Source organism: Colwellia sp. MB02u-9, assembly GCF_014077085.1.
GTDB lineage: Bacteria > Pseudomonadota > Gammaproteobacteria > Enterobacterales > Alteromonadaceae > Cognaticolwellia.
The window spans coordinates 450,626-473,366 of the sequence record NZ_JACGVF010000094.1 but is presented as its reverse complement, the minus strand read 5'-3'; the positions used below and the strand labels follow the sequence as shown (position 1 = coordinate 473,366).

The following is a 22,741-nucleotide window of genomic DNA, read 5'->3' as shown; positions in this document are numbered from 1 at the left end:
TACGAACCGTAAGGATATTCATTTTAATGTGTGGTTAATTACTTGTGGTGAAAAAAACTGAGTAAAGTTAAACAATGAAGCCACAAGTTAATGGCTTTTAAAATTAGATGAAAAAATAAAAAGCCACAGTATTTCAGTGGCTTTAGTTAAGGTTGCTTAATCCACTACACCAAAGAAATAGCTCTGGGCTTACCAATATAGAAACCCTGACAGCCATCAACAAATAGTTTTTCAAGCATAAATTTTTCTTCTTGGGTTTCAACGCTTTCTGCTAATACACTCACACTTAATCTGTGGGCTAAATCTACCATCAAACGCATAAAATATTGATTATTTTTGTCTTCGTCAATATCTCGAGTGTAAGTGCTATCCATTTTAATAAAGTCAGGCTTTAAATCTCTAAAAAATTTAAATGAAGTTAAGCCAATACCAAAACGTTCAACGGTAATTCTGGCGCCAACTCGGTGGATCATATCAATAAATTTTTTGCTGGTTTTTATATTTTGTTGTAAGCCACTTTCAGTAATTTCAAACACCAGTTTTGAGGCAATGGCGGTATCGCGTAAAAGCCGTCTTTCTAGCCAAATAACGAAATGACCGTCGTTTATCGAACGAGCACTAATATTAATACCAAAGAAATGATTTTGCATATTTCTATCCTCAATTTCTTTTATTACAGTCTCTATAATCATCTGGTCAACAGCAGCAATTTTGTCGAGCTTTTCAGCCATAGCGAAGAAAGAAGCCGTGGGAAGAATATCGTCATTACTATTTAAAAAACGAGCCAAAACTTCTGAGTATACCCGGTTGTTAGGGCTGCTGGGCTTAATCGACTGGACAAGTAAATTAACTCTTTGGTTTTCAATAACACTATCAATTTCTTGCCGCCAATGTTGATTGCCATAACTCGCGCTGATGTTGTATAAAATGCTACTGTCAGCTTGGGCATACCAAGCATTAACGCTTTTGGTTTGGGCGACACTAATGCCGGTATCAGCTAACGCTAAAAGTTCACCTACAGGTTTGTTATCATTAAAATAAACCAAACCTGTATAGCCAATAGAGTCTAAATCTGACGTATGTTGATATTCATTAAAACTTGCCGTTAGGTCTGCCGCAAATGTTTCTGCGCTTTTTAAGCTCACATTGGGGATTAATGTCGCAAAGTCAGAACTATTTAAACGAAAAACTTGCGCACCTCTATATCGGCTGATGGCATTTTTCATTATATCAGCCACCTTGCGGATATAATTATCACCTTCATGATAACCGTGCACTTGATTAATGGTTTGTAATTCAGAGCAACGAGTAATCGACAAAACCCCGAAATCAGAACGGCTATCTGCATTTTCAAAAAATTGAATAAAACAGTTACGATTTTCTAATTTAGTTACTGGGTCGATGTAGGCATCTTTTTCTAATAAGGCTGTTGCGCTAGTTTTTTTAGCAAGCAGTGTTTTGAGTTCAGTTAAATTTTGCTGAATTTCAGGTAAATCAATTATATTATCTTTAACCTCATCAGGGTCATCTTGACCGGAAATGATAAGGTTAAGGTCTTGCTTTATTTGCTCACAAATACTTTGAGTTAATCGACGATAGCGTGCAAGGCTAAATGAGGTTGCAATAAAAATGAATAAAATACTTAATACAAACACCGATAATACCGCTTTACGTAAAAAGACTACCGCATGATTGGCATCTAATTGATATCGTATCGTTAACGCTGAATTAGGCAATTTCACTTGGCTAATAGGCGCCAGTATTAAGTCGGCAAACTGCATAGGCTCTTGTTGCTGATTAATAATGATGGCACCCTCATTATTAGCAATATTGATAAATTGGTAACGGTTGAACTTTGATACTTGCTTGGCAAAGGTTGCACTGTCGCCAGGTTTTATCTCTTGGTCTACAGTGAGTAATGTCTGCTGGTGTTGAATTTGTTGCTCAGAAATTTGAAAGGCCAATAGCAAAGTACAGGTAATTGCTATGCTAGCAATGAAGCCCAAAGCAAAGAGAAAATTTCTTAAAAGTAATTGAGAATATCTATACATATAATTCCAGAATGCCGGTATGTGCCGCTGTAATGATCACAAGTTAAGTGTTGCGAATGATTTTTAACATGAATTAGAGTAATTTACTAACTATCTGATTATGCCGCAATAATTATTATACTCATCTCGGTGAAGTTTGTAGTAATTTTTTTCGCTAGGGCGCGCTTAGCTTACTACTTTAGCCTTATAGTGTTTAAGAAAATTAACTTGCTATCAAAATAGCTATTCTATATAATACGCGCAGCTTGAATGTAGCAATATTTCACTGAATAGATTTTTATCGCAATTAGGTAAAACTTCTAAGATATTGTTATACAGAACCAAGAGAGTTATTGCTTGGTTTACATCGTGGGTTCAGTGAATAAGCCCCGCGTAATGGGGCTTTTTTGTATCTTAACTTTGTGAAAAGGTGCAATAGCAGCAAGGTATATCGCTGGGCTTTATGCCCTTTTTTTGTTTCTGGACTCTTCCAAATTGGAGAAAATGATTGGCTAAATTTGAACACAAACTCACCGCAATGTTACGTCCTGCCGTTGAAGAAACGGGTAAGGAGTTATTAGGCGTTGAATTTCATAGCGCGGGCAACCACTCGGTTTTACGAATATTTATCGACCATGAAAATGGTATCGATGTTGATGACTGTGCTGAAGTCAGTCGTCAAGTAGGGGCTATGCTAGACGTAGAAGACCCAATCAGTAGTGAATATAGCTTAGAAGTTTCATCACCCGGGCTTGATCGCCCGCTTTTTGATAAAGCGCACTTCGAAGCGGTTGTTGATGAAACGGTAGAAGTAAAAATTTCAATGCCATTGAATGGCCGTCGGAAATTCAAAGGTAAATTAGTTACTGTTGAAAACGACAGTTTAATTGTCATGGTTGATAACGAAGAATATGAACTTGTTATCAGTAACATAGATAAGGCTCACCTTGTTTATAACCATCGTAAATAAATTTAAAATACTGAGAAAGGCTAACTAGCATGAGTAAAGAAATATTACTGGTTGTAGATGCTGTTTCTAATGAAAAGGCATTACCACGAGAAAGCATTTTTGAAGCGATGGAAACCGCTTTAGAAACAGCGACAAAAAAGAAATACGAAGGCGACATTTTAGTTCGTGTCAGTATAGACCGCACAACGGGTGAATTTGATACTTTTCGTCGTTGGTTAATCGTTGAAGAAAGCGATACACCAATGGAAAACCCGTATGCTGAAATTAGTTTGGCAGCAGCACAATATGATGAACCAGAATTAAACGTTGGTGATTATGTTGAGGATCAAATCGAATCTGTTAAGTTTGACCGTGTAACAACGCAAACGGCAAAACAAGTTATTGTACAAAAAATACGTGAAGCAGAACGTGGTCTTATTGTTGATGCTTACCAAGAGCAAATTGGCGAAATTATCACAGGTGTGGTGAAAAAAGCCAGCCGTGACAGTGTTATTTTAGACTTAGGAAATAATGCAGAAGCGATTATTTACCGCGATGACATGTTACCGCGTGAAAGTTTCCGTCCAGGCGATCGTGTTCGTGGTTTACTTTATGAAATTAAACCAGAAGCACGTGGTGCGCAGTTATTTGTGAGCCGTACAAAACCAGAAATGTTAATTGAACTTTTCCGTGTTGAAGTACCAGAAATTGGCGAAGAAATGCTTGAGATCAAAGGCGCAGCTCGCGACCCAGGTTCTCGTGCAAAAATTTCTGTAAAAAGTAACGACAAACGCATCGATCCAGTGGGTGCTTGTGTTGGTATGCGTGGTTCACGCGTACAAGCCGTTTCAAGTGAGTTAGGCGGTGAACGTGTTGATATCGTTTTATATGATGACAACCCAGCACAATATGTTATCAATGCAATGGCACCGGCAGAAGTTGCCTCTATCATTGTTGACGAAGACAAAAATACCATGGATATCGCTGTTGAAGAAGGCAACTTAGCCATGGCGATTGGTCGAAGTGGTCAAAATATACGTTTAGCTAGCCAATTAACAGGCTGGGAACTAAACGTCATGACCGTTGCAGACATGAACGAAAAGCACCAAGCTGAAAACGATAAAGTATTAACGCTATTTATTGACAAGCTAGACCTTGATGAAGACTTTGCCTTGATGTTAGTAGAAGAAGGCTTCACATCGTTAGAAGAAATTGCTTACGTACCTGTTGCTGAAATGCTTGATATTGACGGCATGGATGAAGACATGGTTGAAGAATTGCGCGAACGTGCAAAAGCAGCAATTACTACGCAAGCATTAGCCAGTGAAGAAACACTTGAAGGTTCAGAGCCAGCAGAAGATTTATTAAATCTTGCCGGTTTAGAACGTCATTTAGCGTTTGTATTAGCGAGTCGTGGTATTACAACATTAGAACATCTTGCTGAACAAGGTGTTGATGAAATATCAGACATTGAAGAATTAGATGAAACCAAAGCGGGCGAGCTAATTATGGCTGCACGTAATATTTGTTGGTTTAACGAAGAATAACTCACCGGGAGAATTATATAGATGGCAAACGTAACAGTAGAACAACTTGCCACAGAGATCGGTACACCGGTGGAGCGTTTAGTTAGCCAATTGGCTGACTCTGGCGTGAATAAATCGGCAACTGATTCTGTTTCGCAAGAAGAAAAAGAAGCATTACTTGACCACTTGAAAAAGCAACATGGTGATGACTCAACCGCTAACCCAAGCAAAATGACCCTTAGCCGTAAGCAAAAGTCTACTTTGGTGTTAGGTCACGGCAGCAAAGCTAAGTCGGTTCAAGTAGAAGTACGTAAAAAACGTACCTACGTAAAACGTAGCGATTTAGAAGAGCAACAACAAGCTGAAGTTGATTCGAAAGCGGCTGAAGAAGCACGCATTCAAGCAGAAGTCGACTTGAAAGCTAAAGCAGAAGCTGATGCTAAAGAAGTAGTAAACGCGCTTGCAGTAGCGGCAGTAAAAGCAGAAGTGCAGGCAGAAGCTAAAGCCGAAGCAAAAGTTGAAGCAGACGCTAAAGCTAAGCAAGCTGCTGTAGTGAAAGCAAAGAATATTGAAGAGTCGGCTGCTAAACCAGCACCAGTGGTAGCTGAAACTGAAGAAGCGAAAAAATTACGCTTACAGCAAGATGCTGAATTAGCCGCTAAAGTTGAAGAAGAAGCCCGCTTGTCTGCAGAAGTAGCACGTAAACTTGCTGAAGAAAACGAATCACGTTGGAAAGAGCAAGAAGCAGAGCGTAAAGCGAAAGAAAAAGAAGTAGTGCATTTAACTTCTTCTAAATACGCGCAAGAAGCTGAAGACAAAAGTGACTCGGCAGATGAAAGTGGTCGTCGCCGTAAGAAGAAAAAACCTGCTGGCCAAGACAGAAATAACCGTGGTCGTAATGCCAGAGGCAAAGGCAAGTTAGGCTTATCTTCACCTCAAAGCTTAAAGCATGGTTTCACTAAGCCAGTTGAAATTAAGCTGAACGAAGTTCGTATCGGCGAAACAATTTCGGTAGCAGAGTTAGCGAACAAAATGTCTGTTAAAGGCGCTGAAGTCGTTAAAGCCATGTTTAAAATGGGTGCTATGGCAACCATTAACCAAGTGATTGACCAAGAAACTGCAGCATTAGTTGCTGAAGAAATGGGTCGTGAAGTTGTGTTAGTGAAAGAAAATGCCTTAGAAGAAGCGGTACTTTCAGATCGTGATCATACCGGTGAAGCTATTACACGTGCACCTGTTGTGACTATTATGGGTCATGTTGACCATGGTAAAACATCATTACTTGATTATATTCGTAAAGCTAAAGTAGCTGATGGCGAAGCGGGTGGTATTACCCAGCATATCGGTGCTTACCATGTAGAAACAGGGCACGGAATGATCACATTCCTTGATACTCCTGGTCACGCGGCCTTTACAGCCATGCGTTCACGTGGTGCTAAAGCAACAGATATTATTATTATTGTTGTTGCCGCAGATGATGGTGTAATGCCACAAACAATTGAAGCTATTCAGCATGCTAAAGCATCTGACGCGCCAATTATCATCGCTGTCAACAAAATGGATAAAGAAGGTGTAGATACTGACCGTGTTAAGAGTGAATTATCACAACACGGCGTACTTTCTGAAGAGTGGGGCGGTGACGTTCAGTTCTGTCATGTATCAGCTAAAACTGGTTTAGGTATTGACGAATTACTTGACGCTATATTAGTACAGTCAGAAGTTCTAGAACTTACGGCTGTTGTTGATAAAATGGCTAATGGTGTTGTTGTTGAGTCTAAACTTGATAAAGGCCGTGGCCCAGTGGCTACAGTACTTGTTCAAGAAGGTACATTGAACCAAGGTGATATCGTACTTTGTGGTTTAGAATACGGTCGTGTTCGTGCTATGCGTGACGAAAACGGCAACGCTATTCAATCTGCCGGTCCATCTATTCCAGTAGAAATTATTGGCTTAAGTGGTGTTCCAATCTCAGGTGATGAAGCAACTGTTGTTAAAGATGAGAAGAAAGCGCGTGAAGTTGCTTTATTCCGTCAAGGCAAGTTCCGCGATGTGAAACTTGCTCGTCAACAGAAAGCTAAACTTGAAAACATGTTTGCGAGCATGGCTACGGGTGAAGTTTCTGAAGTTAATGTAGTACTTAAATCTGATGTTCAAGGTTCACTTGAAGCCATTTCAGATTCATTGACTAAGCTTTCTACTGATGAAGTTAAAGTACGCATTATTGGTAGTGGCGTTGGTGCTATTACTGAAACAGATGCAACCTTAGCTTCGGCTTCTAACGCTATTGTGATTGGTTTTAATGTTCGTGCCGATGCAGCAGCGCGTAAAGTCATTGAAATTGAGAAAATTGACTTACGTTATTACAGCGTTATCTACGCCTTAATCGACGAAGTTAAAGCAGCAATGAGCGGTATGCTTGCTCCTGAGTTTAAGCAAGAGATCATTGGTTTAGCACAAGTACGTGATGTATTTAAGTCACCAAAAATTGGCGCAATTGCTGGTTGTATGGTTACTGAAGGTATTATCAAACGTTCAGCACCGATTCGTGTATTGCGTGAAAACATAGTTATTTACGAAGGTGAGTTAGAATCTTTACGTCGCTTTAAAGATGATGTAGCAGAAGTTCGTAATGCTACTGAATGTGGTATCGGTGTTAAGAACTATAATGATGTTCGTGTTGGTGACCAAATCGAAGTATTTGAAACGATTGAGATTAAACGCACACTTTAATCGCGTTTAGTTTTCATGGTTTAGTTAAAATGGGGGCTTAGCCTCCATTTTCATTTACAAAATATACGTAATACTTAATATTGATGCAGGTATACTGTTATCAATATTAACTCATTACGTTGTAGGAATTATTTATGGCCAGAGAATTTGCTCGTACTGATCGAGTTGCACAAGAAATTCAAAAAGAAATCGCGATGATTATTCAGCGCGAAGTAAAAGATCCACGTTTAGGTATGGTGACGGTAAATGCGGTAGAAATTACCCGTGATTTAGCTTATGCAAAAATATTTGTTACCTTCTTCACTTTGGAAGGTCAAAATGTTGATGTTTCAATCGAGGTATTAAATGAAGCGGCAAGTTACATTCGCACTTTGTTAGCTAAGCGTATTAATGCCCGCATTATGCCAGAGCTACGATTTATTTATGATAGCTCTATGGTTGAAGGTGTTCGCATGGGTAACCTAGTTGATAAAGCGGTTGCTGAAGACGTGAAGAATCACGAAGGTGAAATAGACGAAGCCCCAGCCCCAGAGAGCGAATAACCATGGCGAAGAAAAGAAAAGGCCGTGCTATTAACGGCGTTTTATTACTTGATAAACCCTATGATATGTCGTCTAACAATGCGCTACAGCGAGTTAAACACATTTATTTCGCGCAAAAAGCAGGTCATACCGGCGCTTTAGATCCATTAGCCACTGGTATGTTACCGATATGTTTGGGTGAAGGAACTAAGTTCTCTCAGTTCTTACTTGATACCGATAAAACTTACCAAGTTACTGCTAAATTAGGTGTGCGTACTACCACTAGCGATGCGGATGGTGAGGTTGTTAGTGAAAAGTCTGTTGATGTCAGTGCTGAGCAATTAGCCATAGCATTAGACTCATTTCGCGGTACAACTCAACAGATCCCATCAATGTATTCAGCGTTAAAGTATCAAGGGCAACCTTTATATAAATATGCTCGTGAAGGTATTGAAGTACCTAGAGAGTCACGTGACATTACGGTATTTCGCTTGGATTTATTACGTTTTGAAGGTGATGAAGTTGATTTAGATATTCATGTCTCTAAAGGTACTTACATTCGCACCATTATTGACGATTTAGGCGAGCTTTTGGGCTGTGGTGCTCATGTTGCTCATTTACGTCGCAGTGCTGTGGGTAATTACCCGACAGAAAAAATGGTGACAATCAAAACATTAGAAACCCTGTTAGCACAAGCCGTCGCTGAAGATGTTCCGCCATCGGTGTATTTAGATGACTTATTATTACCGATGACAACCGCTTGTGATGGTATTCCTGCGGTTTTTGTTGATGATATGTCAGCAAACTTTTTACGCCACGGTAACCCTGTACAGTGCTCAAATGCGCCGGCAAATGGGCTAGTACAAGTATTCATTGGCGATGATGTTGATACGGGTGAGTTTATTGGCGTTGGTGAAATTGATGATGATGGTTTAGTTAATCCTAAACGTATCACTGTTGTTGGATAACTTTATACCTTAGGTTTAGGTTGCAATTACAGCCGTTATTGATAGACTGTGCGTTCTTAGAACGTCTTGCTGACTTAGTGTTCGGCTCGACGCGATTTTAAACACTAAAAATTAAGGTAAATATTATGTCTTTAAATGCTGCTGAAAAAGCTGCTATCGTTGCAGAATACGGACAATCTGAAGGTGATACTGGTTCTCCAGAAGTACAAGTTGCTTTGTTAGCTATACAAATCAACCACTTACAAGGTCACTTCAAAGAGCACATCCATGATCACCATTCACGTCGTGGTTTATTACGCATGGTAAGCCAACGTCGTAAATTACTTGATTACTTAAAAGGCAAAAACGTTGAACGTTATACTGCTTTAATCGGTAAATTAGGTATACGTCGTTAAGACGAGCTTTATTATAAAATAAGCAAAAATCATAAAAAGGAGCCTAATGGCTCCTTTTTTTATCCCTTGAATTTACCCACTTAAGTTTGAGAGATATGAAACTGTGTCCTACGCTGTTTTTATAGCGAGCAGCATCATAATGTAGCTACTTAACTGTTATCGGGCATAAAATCTAAATTTAAGCCTGATAGATAAGTGAAATTGCTCGTACTTTATCGTTATGACCGCTAAGGTTTATGCAAAAATATAATGCCTATGTCGTCTATGGCGTTGCTCTAATAAACTGAAAGTTATCAGGTATTCTTAGCGTTAAAATCAGAAATTAGCTGTTAAAGTCAGAAGTTAGATATAAGTGAACATACATTTTAGTCATACCCATAGTAATGATTTTTTTGAGTAACAACGAAATTAATAAAGTCAGTATTAGTTAATTTGATATAGATAGCTGCAATGATTAATATAGTAAAAAATAAGGCGTCAAAAACGTTGATAATTTTAAAGAGCAGTTTTTACCTATTGCTAATAGCAATAGTTTCCCTTGCCATTTATCTCTATGTAAATAAAGCGCCTGACAGATCTGTTGCAGAACTTAGTCAACGTTGGGCAGCTGAACCCTCACAATTTTTAAATATTGCCGGCATGAATATTCATCTCAGAGATGAAGGGCCAACATCTGATCAAGAGCCTATTGTGTTAATCCACGGCACGAGTGCGTCATTGCATACGTGGGACGGTTGGGTTGAGGTCTTAAAAGAGCAACGTAGAGTTATTCGTTTTGACTTACCCGCTTTTGGTTTGACAGGCCCCGATCCACAAAACAACTATAAAATTGAACATTACGCTGAAGTAGTTATTGCCGTGTTAGATAAATTGCAAATCAATAAGAGTGTCTTAGCTGGTAACTCGTTAGGCGGTTATATTGCTTGGGCAACAGCTGTATTACACCCCGATAGAGTCTCAAAATTGATTCTAGTGGATGCCAGTGGATATCCTTATGAGTCTACATCCATACCACTTGCTTTTAAATTGTCAAAAAATCCGGTCACAAGTCTCTTATTAAATAATGTTTTACCAAAATCCTTGGTAGCACGCAGTGTTAAAAATGTTTATGGAAATCCTGATTTGGTCAGCGATGAATTAGTTGAGCGATACTATCAACTATCTCTTCGTGAGAGTAACCGTAGTGCTTTAAAAGCACGTTTTGAGCAAACATTACCCGGGCCGCTAGCAAAAAAAATTCAAACAATAAAACAGCCTACACTTATACTCTGGGGTAAAAAAGATCAGCTAATACCGGTTAAACTTGGCGTGCAATTTGCGCAAGAAATCGCTAATAGTCAATTGATTGTTTTTGATAAGTTAGGCCATGTACCACATGAGGAAGATCCCCAAGCAACAGTGTCGGCAGTGATAAAATTTTTACAGGTTAACTAAGGCCAACTTAGCCTCTTACTGGTAAGTTGATAAAGGGCTGTTGCCTGCATTGTGATTTTAGACACTAGTCTTACCTATAGCTAAGTTATGAGAATAACACTTGAGGCAGTTAGGTTACCGAGCACAACTATGCTCTGTTCTGCCATCCTGATGCGCTCAACTTTTACTATTTTTTATCATTCTTAGTGTTGTCTTCAGGCCATGCCAGTAACTTTTGCTCAACTTACTCAAATCTGCATCTTGAAGTTGAGCCGATATAACATGCAATACAAATTGTCAGAATAGCGAATATAGGCGAAAATCTTTAGGTTTTACTCTTTTAAACCCATCATTTATGCTTTCAGGCTAGTAAAAACATAGGTGTTAAGTATAATGTGCGTGCAAATTTCGTATTTGTAAAAAACTAATCAATCAAACTGTATAATTTTTTGTTCAGCTTAGTGCGTAACTTATCGGTAACGCCTTAATACTTAATGATTAACTAAGTGAATAAATAATTGTACAGATTGATTAAAATCAAAAATATCTAAGGAACTAACTAAATGTTTAATCCAGTTACTAAAACATTTGAGTTCGGTCAACATACCGTAACTCTAGAAACGGGCGTTATTGCTCGTCAAGCCACTTGTGCCGTTATGGCTAGCATGGACGATACCTCAGTATTAGTCTCTGTTGTTGGTAAAAAAGAAGCAAAACCAGGACAAGACTTTTTCCCATTAACGGTTAACTATCAAGAGCGTACTTACGCTGCTGGTAAAATCCCAGGTGGTTTCTTTAAACGTGAAGGCCGTCCTTCAGAAGAAGAAACATTAATCTGTCGTTTAATCGATCGTCCAATTCGTCCACTATTCCCTGCAGGGTTTACTAACGAAGTTCAAGTCGTTATCACTGTAGTTTCTGCTAACCCAGAAATTTCTCCAGATATTATTGCTTTATTGGGTACCTCTGCTGCATTAGCCATTTCAGGCATGCCATTTAGCGGTCCTGTTGGTGCAGCGCGCGTTGGTTATACTGACGGAAAATACATTCTTAACCCATTACAATCTGAATTAGAAGCTTCTCAGTTGAACTTAGTTGTTTCTGGTACAGACTCTGCCGTATTAATGGTTGAGTCAGAAGCTGACGTGCTTTCTGAAGAAGTTATGCTTGGCGCTGTTATGTTTGGTCATGAGCAAATGCAAACAGCTATCACGGCTATTAAAGAAATGGCTGCAGAAGTTAACAATCCTAAATGGGATTGGGTTGCACCGGTTAAGAACGCTGATGTTATTGCTAGAATTACAGAGCTTTCTGAAAGCCAAGTAAACGAAGCTTATCAAATCACTGAAAAAGCAGTTCGTTACGAAAAAATTAAAGAAATTCGCAATGGTGTTATCGAAACATTATTAGCCGCTGATCCTGCGCTTGACGTGCAAGAAGCCAAAGATTTATTCCACGACTTAGAGAAAACAGTCGTTCGTGGTCGTATTACAAAAGGCATGCCTCGTATCGATGGCCGTGATCCTGAAATGATCCGCGCACTAGACGTAATGACAGGCGTATTACCACGTACTCATGGCTCTGCTGTGTTTACTCGTGGTGAAACTCAAGCCTTAGTTGTTGCTACTTTAGGTACACAACGTGATGCACAACGTCTTGACACTATTATGGGTGAGAAAACTGATAGCTTCATGCTACATTATAACTTCCCTCCATACTGTGTTGGTGAAACGGGTTTTGTTGGTTCTCCTAAGCGTCGTGAAATCGGCCATGGTCGTCTTGCAAAACGCGGTATGTTGGCTGTTATGCCTTCTGCTGAAGAATTCCCGTATTCAGTTCGCGTAGTGTCTGAAATCACTGAGTCAAACGGTTCATCTTCAATGGCTTCTGTTTGTGGTACGTCATTAGCACTTATGGATGCTGGTGTACCAATCAAAGCTTCAGTTGCTGGTATTGCTATGGGTCTAGTTAAAGAAGGCGATGACTTTGTTGTACTTTCTGACATTTTAGGTGATGAAGATCACTTAGGCGATATGGACTTTAAAGTAGCGGGTACTACCGGTGGTATTACTGCACTTCAAATGGACATTAAAATTGAAGGTATTACGCAAGAAATCATGCAACTTGCTTTAAACCAAGCAAAAGCAGCGCGTAATCACATCTTAGCTGTTATGGATGAAGCTATTGGCGGACATCGTGATGATATCTCTCAATTTGCTCCACGTATTCATACCATGAAAGTTCCTCAAGATAAAATTCGTGACATTATCGGTAAAGGTGGCGCAACTATTCGTCAGTTAACTGAAGAAACCGGCACGACCATTGAAATTGAAGATGATGGTACAGTTAGAATTGCGGCGACTGATGGCGAGCAAGCTAAAGATGCTATTGCACGTATTACTGCATTAACTGCTGAAATTGAAGTGGGTACTATTTACACAGGTAAAGTTGTACGTATCGTTGATTTTGGCGCGTTTGTTAACGTATTGCCAGGTAAAGATGGTTTAGTACATATTTCTCAAATCTCTGAAGAACGTGTTAACGCTGTTAGCGACGTATTGACAGAAGGCCAAGACGTAACGGTTAAAGTATTAGAAGTTGACCGTCAAGGTCGCGTACGTTTAAGCATGAAAGAAGCAATGGAAAAACCTGTTGTAGCGCCTACAACTGACGCAGCAGAATAATTATTTTGTTATAAATCAAGTGTATCAGGTGCGTTTTTAAAACCGACCTGACATCTTGTACACAAAAAGGGAGCTTAATTGCTCCCTTTTTTATATACTCAATAGTATAAATACTTACTAGGATACTGCTTTTCGTGCGCTTACTTTCTAAAACTCAACTTTCTCAAGCTTTATTTTCTAAAGTGTTACTTATTTCAGGTTTATTGCTCACTCAAGGTTGCTTATCAACAACCCCTGAGCAATCAGTTATTGGCGACTTGATTATTGCTGAACCCATTGCCATTAGTTATAAAAATGAAATAGCGCTGGCACGATTAACACAAGTGTTACAACGCGCTGAAATCAGCGATGGCCAAAGAGCAGAATTGTTTTATCAGCGCGGGGTTGAATACGACAAGGTGGGTTTACGTGCTTTAGCTCGTTTTGATTTTAACCAAGCGCTTAATCTAAAACCTGATATGTCAGACGCCTACAATTTCTTAGGTATTCATTTTACTCAGTTACGAGAGTTTAATCAGGCATACGATGCCTTTGATTCCGCGATAGAATTGGCTCCCGATCATGAATACGCTTATTTAAATCGTGGCATTGCGCTATATTATGGTGGCCGGCCAAATCTAGCTGCAGATGACTTTAAGGTATTTAGACAATACCAGCAGAACGATCCTTATCGCCTGTTGTGGCAATATTTGGCGGACGTAGAATTAGATCAGCAAAAAGCCAATCAAGACTTAGTAGTGTATGCGCAACAGATAGATGAAAGGGTGTGGGCAAAAAATGTTATTAAACTTTACTTAGGCGAAATGAGCCAAGGTACTTTTATTGCTCGGATGGCAGAAGATGTAACTTCAAATGAAGCACTGACAGAGCGCTTATGTGAAGCCTATTTTTATTTAGGTAAGTACAGTCAACTGCAAGGTGATGTTAATGCCGCTATTAACTTTTTTAAACTGGCGCTCAGTACCAACGTATATGAATTTGTTGAGCACAGGTATGCCAAACTTGAATTAGACTTAATGCGCGAAACAGCACTAGAAAGTAGTGAACCTTAATCTGCATTTACAGACAAAATGTGATGATAATTAAAAAAATTCTAATAAGCTTAGTTGTCTTTACATCGCTAAGTTTATTTTTTTTCATCACTGATTATCGCGAAAAAATTGCTAACGCCGAGATCACCCGTCATCAACTATCTATACTAGAAACCTTAGACCTTTTTATTAATACTGATGAACGATTAGTTCAGCTGTTAGCAAAAAGTAATAACAAGGCATGGCTACACTTAGCAAAACTCCATGGCGACTCCAACGCCCATACGGCTTATCAATTAGCTGAATATTATCGTCGCGATAAGCAAATAACATCAGCTGAACTATGGTATCGAGTAGCGGTACGTCAGCAGCATATTGCGGCGCGAATAGCCTTGGCAAATATTTATTTTAAGCAACAACAATATACTGACATTAAGCCATTATTATCGCCTATTGCGGGCAATGAAAATGCGCTAGCCATGTTATATAAAATAGCCTTATATCAAGGTGATCTAGCCTTTATTGCAGAGCATAAAAATAGGCTAGCGCAAGGTGGAAATATTGGCTTGTACAATGAGCTTGAACAGTTTTCTGTGTTTAGTGAAAGCCAAGATCAAACGAAGAGTGAAGAAAAACTCGAGTACAATACAGAACAAAATACAGACCATAATATAAAAAAAAATATAAAACAAAATTCAGCTTGCTCGGTAGATGTACAACTGTTTGCCACAAGCTTAAAAGGTTTACGACATGGCCAACAGTTAATGTCAGCCTTTGGGCAGCACAAGTTGGCAAAATATATTTGTTTGCGAACACCTAAATATATTCCTGCCGAAGCCATTAATTGCCTGCATGGCGTTAGCGAAAATATAAGCTGTAATACCAGCGTTTGGACCACACGCAATGACATTAATACTCGTTATCTTGGTGTTATTGTTGAGCAAGGTGGTGCTAATGTCGATCATGGTATTATGTATATAGACCAGGATGACAACCTAGATGTTTTAATTCATGAGCTTAGTCATTTCATTGGCTTTGTTGATGAATATCCGCTGCCAAAACAACATCAAAAGTGTCAGCAAGTTCAGCAAAGCCCCTTTGCGCATAATTTGGTTGTTTTGCCTGATTTTTATCAAGGGCAGCGTGAAAAGTTGCGAGCAAGCATACTGTCTCAGGTGCCATGGCGAAATTTAATTAAACACTCAACACCAATATTGTCGAAGTATAAGCAAGGCTGGACGTTAGCCACACCAGTAACATATCAAAACGAAATAGGGCTGTTTACCACAGCTTCTTGTAATAAACAGCGTAAAACGCAAGCGTTTAAACCCTTAGCCTCGCGTACAAAGCTGGAGTATTTTGAATTGTATTTTCCAGAAATATATCTAAATATTATTGAGTTAGCACCCAAGCTTTTTTTAATGCCAAATTATCATTTTAATCTGAAGCGAGATTTAGCTCATTAAGAGAATCATGCCAAGGTGGTAGGTATAGTAAAGGCTAAGTAATTTGATTAATTAACACTTAGCAACTTAACAACTTAAAATACAGCCAACTTAAACATTATACTTATTGGCTATATGGTTATGTTTTTCGTTTCATTAGTTAACTTGATGTCAGCTAATATGTTCTTTAAGTACATTAATCTTAGATTCCTTTAGTGAATTGAACTTATTTACTTTTTTTAAATGTGCTGCCGAATTTACGTATTCCTGCTGTAATGCAGTTTTTATTCTTACTTTAGCTATCGGCCACATGGTGTTGTTGTTAAATACTGACAGTTCTTCCTCTATTAACGCTTTACTATTTTTGGTGGAGCTAACTTTTTTCCTTCTAAGAAACCATGAAAATAATGCCATAGTATTTATCCCTCCAATTACTCACTTAAGGTATAGCGTAAATTATTTCTTTTTGCTGAACGATATTTAATATTTTATCTATATGAAGATTTTATCGCGCTTATAAAGATTTTAACCAACAAGTTAAGATATAATTGTGGCAACTTAATGAAATTACTATTACATTTTTATGGAAAAATTTTCTTTTACTTCCTTTCGTCAACAATTTCCTATTCTTGCCGGCAAAGTTAATGGCAAAGCGTTAATTTATTTTGACAATGCGGCCACAACTCAGAAACCAAACTGTGTTATTGACAGCCATAAAAATTATTATCAATCGAATAATGCCAATGTGCATCGCTCTTCTCATGCCTTAAGCGCCAGAGCCACTGTGGCTTATGAAAGCGTTAGAGAAAAAGCACAGAAATTTATTAATGCTAAAACCAGCAAAGAAATTATCTGGACCAAAGGTTGTACTGAAAGTATTAATTTAGTTGCGCAGAGTTGGGGACGAACAAGATTACAACCCAATGACGAAATTGTTTTAAGCTATAGTGAGCATCACGCTAATATTGTGCCTTGGCAGATTGTTGCAAAGCAAACGGGTGCTAAAATTAAAGTATTGCGGCTAACGCAAACCGGTGAAATAGATGTTGCTCAATTAGAGGGAATTATTGGCGAACGCACCAAAATTGTTTGTTTTGGTCATATCTCTAATGTTGTTGGCCGAATTAATCCAATTGAAGAGATCATTCGTGTAGCGAATAAGTACCAAGCATTAACCTTAGTTGATGGCGCTCAGGCAATTGCTCATTTAAGTGTGGATGTCAGGGCATTAGGCTGCGACTTTTATGTTTTTTCTGCTCATAAAATGTATGGCCCAACGGGTGTTGGTGTGCTGTATGGGAAGCAGGAATTATTAGAGGAAATGCCACCATATCAAGCCGGTGGCGAAATGATCAAAGCGGTGAGCTTTGAGCAAACAACATTTAATGACTTACCGTATAAGTTTGAGGCTGGTACCCCTAATATTGCGGGTGTTGTAGCCTTAGGTGCGGCGATTAGTTTTATTGAAAACCAAGGGCATAGCGGGATATTTGCCTACGAAAGACAATTAACACAATATTGCTTTGAGCAGTTATCAAGCGTACAAGGGTTAAACTTTATTGTTGATGAAGTGCCTGATATTCCGGTATTTTCATTTACTCTTGCAGGGCAACATAATCATGATGTTGCTACTGCACTAGACAGCGTAGGGATTGCGGTTCGCTCGGGGCATCATTGTGCTATGCCTTTAATGCAATATCTCAATATTGATGGCTGCATCCGCTTATCTTTGTCGGCATATAATAGCTTTCAAGAGATAGACTTTACGGTGCAGAAATTACGAAGCTTGAGTGAGCCAATATTGACTGTTAGTGATGATTTAAGTGCTTCAAAACCTGATGACATTATTAGCGTTGATGCGCTTGCCAACAGTAATTTAGCCGTTGATGACATATTAGCTATGTTCGCTAAAGCAAAAAGTTGGGACAGTAAACATCGTGAAATTATGATGTTGGGTAAAAAGCAATTACGCTTACCTGATGAAGATAAAACCGAGCTGTCATTAATTTCTGGCTGTGAAAGTCAGGCATGGTTGTTGTGTTATCAAGAGGCAGATAATTCGTTTCGCTTTAAAGGTGATAGTGACGCCAAAGTTATCAGGGGCCTATTTGCCATTATACTGGCCGCGGTTGATAACAAAACGGCAGCACAAATAAGCGCTTTTGATATGGACAGTTATTTCGCTCAGTTAGGCTTATTACAACACTTAAGCCCTTCACGTGGTAATGGACTTAGAGCTATTGTGCAGAAAATACAGCACTCGATAGCCCAATAACAGTAACCTGTTAGCCTTTATGTCGAATATGTAAAGGCTAACTAAGCGCCTTTTTCAAATATTTATCCATTGCTTTGGCAACCGCAAAAAAAGCAAAACAAGCGGTAACGTGAGTTGCTGCGCCAAAGCCACCACTACAATCTAAACGCATTGATCCATCGCCTGACTGCTTAGCATGGCAAACATTACCTTCGGAGTCTGGGTAACGTAGTTGTTCAGTGGAAAATATCGCATCAATTGAAAACTTTCGTTTCACATTCCGTGAAAAATTGTACTCTCTGCGCAGTTGGTTACGTACTTTCGCTAGCAGCGGATCTTGAAATGTTTGGCTTAAATCGGCAATGGCAATTTTACTGGGATCAATTTGACCACCAGCACCACCAATGGTAATAATCGGTAATTTATTTCGTTTACAATGAGCAATAATCGCCGTTTTAACATTAACAGAGTCGATAGCATCGATAACGTAATCAAACGAATTTGACAGTAAATCACCGACATTTTCCAGTGTTACGAAGTCTTCTATGGTACTAACCAAGCACTCAGGATTAATTTGCTTTATTCTATCGCGCATAACGTCAACTTTACTTAAGCCTACGGTATCGGTTAAGGCATGAATTTGGCGATTAATATTGGTGACGCATAAATCATCTAGGTCAATTAATGTTATCTGCCCAATGCCATTACGGGCTAAGGCTTCTGCGACCCATGAGCCAACACCGCCGATGCCGATCACACAAAAGTGTGCCTGCTGTAGCGCTGTACTTTGACTGTTACCATATAACCTGGCAATCCCACCGAACCTTAATTGATAATCTGACATTATTTATCTACTCGCTTGAAAATTCGCTGCGCATTATAGCAGTACCTTTCAGTAAAGCTACGAGCGCAGGTAATATAGTGCTCAGTAAAGACATCATTTTAGTTTTTTTAGCTGCAATTTTTACCCTATTGCTCTATTTAGTATTTATTAGCCTTATAATGAATATTTATAGTATTGATAGAAAAATAGCCCTATCTTGATGATAAATAATCAGAGGTGTTGGTTTTTTAACCATAAATCAAGCTTGTTTTAGTCAGAGTGTAAAAAATTGTGATAAATATAGCTGTAAATGTAGGTGAATATGTCATTTTTTAGCAAATTTAGACTCATTTTTATAAAATAATTTACTTAATTAACGCTGATATTTATCGAAATATCACTCTACTACTTTTTAATCGCCATAAAATGAGGTTATTTTTGACATCTTCATGGCTAAAAACAACAAATATTCAAGCTGTATTAGCCATGTGCTGATTTTTGTTAAGGGTTATTGCTTGATGGTTTAGCCACATTATTGGCTTTTGCATAGGATAGTTAAAGCGGTTTAACTAAGTGTTCTAACTAAGTGTTCTATCAGGTGCTCATTAGTCATTTACCAAGTCTTTGAGTTAGATGCCATTAAAAATCAGGCGATTAATTAAGTTTTTTTTTGGCCACTGGAATATGAATATAGCCTTAATTTTTAGCCATTTTATAAGCGCTGTTCGTGCTATAGCTAAATAATACCTATAACAATACTGTTAAGCCGCAGGCAGTTTGACGATAAACTGTGTTTGCTGTTCATTGATAATAGTAAATGATATTTCACCATGTTGTACTTCAGTCATTAGTTTAGCTGAATAGGTGCCCAATCCTGTGCCAGTACTATGGTTTGAGCTGGTGTACTTCTCAAATAACGATGAGCGTAAGTGCTTAGCAATAATCCCGTGGTTGGTGAGTTTAAAGCATATATCATTATTATCATGGGTTAATGCTATCGTTATCGCGTGATTTACAGGTGAGGCCTCTACTGCATTTTTGATCAAATTATTGAAAATTGACAAACAAAGTAATGGCTCAACCATAATGGCATATTCACTATCAAAGCCATTTAATACAAAGTGGACTTTTTTATCATGGCTAATACTGGATATCGCATTGATGGCATCGTCAATTAACAGGTTTAAGTTGGTTGCCTGCGGCATTAGTGTATAAATACCTTGCTCAATTTTGTAGACATTGAGTGAGTTATTAACCATGTTTACAACATTATTTACTGCGCGATTAATTGATTTTGCTGCTTTTTTATCAGCTAATCGATATGTTTCAAATAAAATATTGTTCAAAGGCGCTTTTAAATCGTGATGAGTTATTTTTTCAATATCTTCACGTAACTTGGCATTTTCTTTAAGAGTAGCTACTTGCGCAGACAGATCTAGCTTTTGCTGCTGTAAGCGGATGTGTGTAGCAACACGAGCACGCAGCAAATCACCATTTAATGGTTTGGTAATATAATCAACAGCACCTAAATCAAAACCATATTTTATATCTTCAACGAGTGCTTTAGCGCTAAGGAATATTACCGGGATACTGGCGCTTGCCTCATTGTCTTTAAGGCTTTTACAAACTTGATAGCCATCCATTTTTGGCATCATAATATCAAGTAAAATCAATCTGATATTATACTTATTATTGGCCACTATTTTCAGTGCATGTTCACCTGATTTTGCCGCCATTACGCGGTAAAGATCACGCAAGTTTCCGGCTGCTACATCAATGTTACTGCTTTCATCGTCAACGACAAGGATAGTTGGCTTTTGTGCTAGTAACACAGGTGCTGTGTTACTAGCAGGCTTTGATAACACACCACTATCATTATCATCTTCTTGATGAGTTTGAGCAGTAAATATAGCGTTTTGTGTTAAGGCAAATAATGCTTCGATCACATATTGTTTTCTAAAGGGGGGAAATAGAGAGATGCTATTTGTTAATGTGCATTTTATATTATGGGCTTTGTCTAAATTTAGTGCTGAATTTTTTTCGTCAATTTGATGCAAGAGTACCATTAAAGGCAGTTGTTTTATCTTTGAAGCTTTTGCTAATTCGTCACGAAAATTTAAGCTATTCTTACTGGTTAAATTATCTGCACAAATTAACAAGCTTATAGTTGAAAATTGCGCATATTCTATTGCGTCTTCAGCATTTTCGATACAAGCAATGGCATTTTTACTAATACCACAGGAGAGTAATATTTTAGCAAGAGCTTCGCGCACTAAGCGACTTTCATCGACGATTAAAATATGGTCAAGCACAAATACGATACCGTTTAAATTATAAAAAATTGCTGTAACAATATAGTGTTTGAAACAACAATGTACAGAAGTTTGTTGACCCAATATATTAGGCTATTAGTTGAGCAATAACTTATTTCAGGACTGAACAAAATTATAAATCGAAAAAGGCAACCAAGAGGTTGCCTTTTTTATCTAAGGTGAAGGGTTAGCTAATGAAATTTAGCCTTTATTATCTTTCACTTAGAGGAATAAATGTACGGTTGATTTCGCCAGTATATTTTTGACGAGGACGACCAATTTTTTGTCCAGGTTGACCTAGCATTTCATCCCAATGAGCAATCCAACCAACGTTACGTGACATGGCAAAGATTACCGTGAACATATTCGTTGGAATACCAATAGCTTTTAGAATGATGCCTGAATAAAAATCAACATTTGGGTATAATTTTTTCTCAATGAAATAAGGGTCTTCAAGCGCTACTTTTTCTAACGCCATTGCTACGTCAAGCAACGGATCTTGAATACCTAATTCTTTTAACACTTCGTGACAAGTGTCACGCATTACCGTAGCACGAGGATCGAAGTTTTTATAAACACGATGACCAAAGCCCATTAAACGGAACGGGTCAGATTTATCTTTTGCTTTAGCAACATATTCGTCAACACGGTCTAAAGAACCAATTTCTGTAAGCATAGTTAAACATGCTTCATTTGCGCCGCCGTGTGCAGGGCCCCACAATGATGCAACACCCGCAGCAATACAGGCATATGGATTAGCACCAGAAGAACCAGCTAAGCGCACAGTAGACGTTGAGGCATTTTGCTCATGGTCAGCGTGTAACGTAAAAATTCTGTCCATCGCACGCGCAACTGTTGGGCTAACAACATAGGGTTCTGCTGGAACAGAGAACATCATATGCAAAAAGTTTTCTGCATAATTTAAATCGTTACGTGGGTAAACGAATGGTTGTCCAATACTATATTTGTATGCCATTGCCGCAATAGTAGGCATTTTGGCAATTAAGCGATGTGCGCTACGCATACGTTGATCAGGTGCGTGGATATCTAAGTCACTATGATAAAACGAAGATAGCGCGCCAACCACACCACATAGCATCGCCATAGGATGCGCATCAGGGAGAAAACCATGAAAAAAGTGTACTAATTTTTCATGTACCATGGTGTGATTATTGATAATGCTTTTAAATTCATCGTATTGCGTTCTATTTGGCGCTTCGCCGTGCAATAAAATATAACAAACTTCTAAGTAATCTGCTTGCTTAGCAAGATTATCTATCGCATAACCGCGGTGTTGTAAGATACCTTTATCACCGTCAATGAAAGTGATCGCAGACTCACAAGACGCTGTTGCCATAAAGCCTGGGTCATAGGTAAAGTAGCCTGCAGCACCTAGAGTACGGATGTCTATTACATCGTTACCCGCACTACCTTTATGAATTGGCAATTCTGCAATTACATTACCGTCGATACTAAGAGAGGCTTTTGAATCAGCCATATGTTTCGTCCCCATTATAATAAATTGCTTATCTTGAAAATTGTTAAAACGTTAAAATTAAGCGCTTAGACAATTTTTGTTAATATAAAACTAACACCATTCTACTTCAGATCACCCCCTATAAGTCAATTCGTTTGTTGAACACTTAGACTAAAGTCAGAT

Annotated in this window: 16 protein-coding genes; 11 read left to right on the top strand and 5 right to left on the bottom strand. The window is 38.5% G+C overall.

The window, feature by feature from the left end; genetic code table 11:
- Window positions 1–164: 164 nt before the first annotated feature.
- A complete protein-coding gene (locus H4J65_RS10660) occupies window positions 165–2,051 on the bottom strand; it encodes an EAL domain-containing protein (protein ID WP_182198141.1) in 1,887 nt (628 codons plus the stop codon).
- Window positions 2,052–2,538: 487 nt separating this feature from the next.
- Here H4J65_RS10660 and rimP point away from each other — a divergent pair, with 487 nt between their 5' ends.
- From rimP to H4J65_RS10610, 10 genes are all read left to right on the top strand, one after another.
- Window positions 2,539–3,000, top strand: coding sequence for a ribosome maturation factor RimP (gene rimP, locus H4J65_RS10655; RefSeq protein WP_146878039.1), 462 nt, complete (start codon window positions 2,539–2,541; stop codon window positions 2,998–3,000).
- 29 nt (window positions 3,001–3,029) lie between these two features.
- Window positions 3,030–4,526: a transcription termination factor NusA gene (nusA, locus tag H4J65_RS10650; RefSeq protein ID WP_182137681.1), complete on the top strand. Its 1,497-nt coding sequence runs from the start codon at window positions 3,030–3,032 to the stop codon at window positions 4,524–4,526.
- Between the two features lie 21 nt (window positions 4,527–4,547).
- The gene (gene infB, locus H4J65_RS10645) at window positions 4,548–7,235 is read left to right on the top strand and encodes a translation initiation factor IF-2 (RefSeq protein ID WP_182137683.1); all 2,688 of its coding nucleotides are present in this window, start codon (window positions 4,548–4,550) and stop codon (window positions 7,233–7,235) included.
- A gap of 134 nt (window positions 7,236–7,369) precedes the next feature.
- Window positions 7,370–7,777: a 30S ribosome-binding factor RbfA gene (gene rbfA / locus H4J65_RS10640; protein ID WP_182185793.1), complete on the top strand. Its 408-nt coding sequence runs from the start codon at window positions 7,370–7,372 to the stop codon at window positions 7,775–7,777.
- Window positions 7,778–7,779: 2 nt separating this feature from the next.
- On the top strand, window positions 7,780–8,724 hold the full coding sequence (truB, locus tag H4J65_RS10635) for a tRNA pseudouridine(55) synthase TruB (protein ID WP_182137686.1): 945 nt from the start codon (window positions 7,780–7,782) through the stop codon (window positions 8,722–8,724).
- A 125-nt stretch (window positions 8,725–8,849) separates the two neighbouring features.
- On the top strand, window positions 8,850–9,119 hold the full coding sequence (rpsO, locus tag H4J65_RS10630) for a 30S ribosomal protein S15 (protein WP_182185802.1): 270 nt from the start codon (window positions 8,850–8,852) through the stop codon (window positions 9,117–9,119).
- Window positions 9,120–9,635: 516 nt separating this feature from the next.
- Window positions 9,636–10,553 (top strand): alpha/beta fold hydrolase, encoded by a 918-nt coding sequence (locus H4J65_RS10625; protein WP_259367583.1) that lies wholly within the window; start codon window positions 9,636–9,638, stop codon window positions 10,551–10,553.
- Between the two features lie 542 nt (window positions 10,554–11,095).
- A complete protein-coding gene (pnp, locus tag H4J65_RS10620; RefSeq protein ID WP_182198139.1) occupies window positions 11,096–13,216 on the top strand; it encodes a polyribonucleotide nucleotidyltransferase in 2,121 nt (706 codons plus the stop codon).
- Window positions 13,217–13,350: 134 nt separating this feature from the next.
- Window positions 13,351–14,268, top strand: a complete 918-nt coding sequence (gene nlpI, locus H4J65_RS10615) for a lipoprotein NlpI (protein WP_182198138.1) — start codon at window positions 13,351–13,353, stop codon at window positions 14,266–14,268.
- Between the two features lie 23 nt (window positions 14,269–14,291).
- Window positions 14,292–15,713, top strand: coding sequence for a lipopolysaccharide assembly protein LapB (locus tag H4J65_RS10610; protein WP_182198137.1), 1,422 nt, complete (start codon window positions 14,292–14,294; stop codon window positions 15,711–15,713).
- 150 nt (window positions 15,714–15,863) lie between these two features.
- Here H4J65_RS10610 and H4J65_RS10605 read toward each other — a convergent pair whose 3' ends face one another.
- Window positions 15,864–16,106 carry a hypothetical protein gene (locus tag H4J65_RS10605; protein WP_182185809.1) on the bottom strand — a complete coding sequence of 81 codons (243 nt, stop codon included), beginning with the start codon at window positions 16,104–16,106 and terminating at the stop codon, window positions 15,864–15,866.
- 169 nt (window positions 16,107–16,275) lie between these two features.
- Between H4J65_RS10605 and H4J65_RS10600 the strand changes: the two genes are divergently transcribed.
- Window positions 16,276–17,967 carry a SufS family cysteine desulfurase gene (locus H4J65_RS10600; RefSeq protein WP_182198136.1) on the top strand — a complete coding sequence of 564 codons (1,692 nt, stop codon included), beginning with the start codon at window positions 16,276–16,278 and terminating at the stop codon, window positions 17,965–17,967.
- A gap of 37 nt (window positions 17,968–18,004) precedes the next feature.
- Here H4J65_RS10600 and tcdA read toward each other — a convergent pair whose 3' ends face one another.
- From tcdA to H4J65_RS10585, 3 genes are all read right to left on the bottom strand, one after another.
- A complete protein-coding gene (gene tcdA, locus H4J65_RS10595; protein ID WP_182198135.1) occupies window positions 18,005–18,790 on the bottom strand; it encodes a tRNA cyclic N6-threonylcarbamoyladenosine(37) synthase TcdA in 786 nt (261 codons plus the stop codon).
- A gap of 740 nt (window positions 18,791–19,530) precedes the next feature.
- Window positions 19,531–21,081 (bottom strand): hybrid sensor histidine kinase/response regulator, encoded by a 1,551-nt coding sequence (locus tag H4J65_RS10590; RefSeq protein WP_182198134.1) that lies wholly within the window; start codon window positions 21,079–21,081, stop codon window positions 19,531–19,533.
- A 211-nt stretch (window positions 21,082–21,292) separates the two neighbouring features.
- The gene (locus tag H4J65_RS10585; RefSeq protein WP_182137700.1) at window positions 21,293–22,579 is read right to left on the bottom strand and encodes a citrate synthase; all 1,287 of its coding nucleotides are present in this window, start codon (window positions 22,577–22,579) and stop codon (window positions 21,293–21,295) included.
- Window positions 22,580–22,741 lie beyond the last annotated feature (162 nt).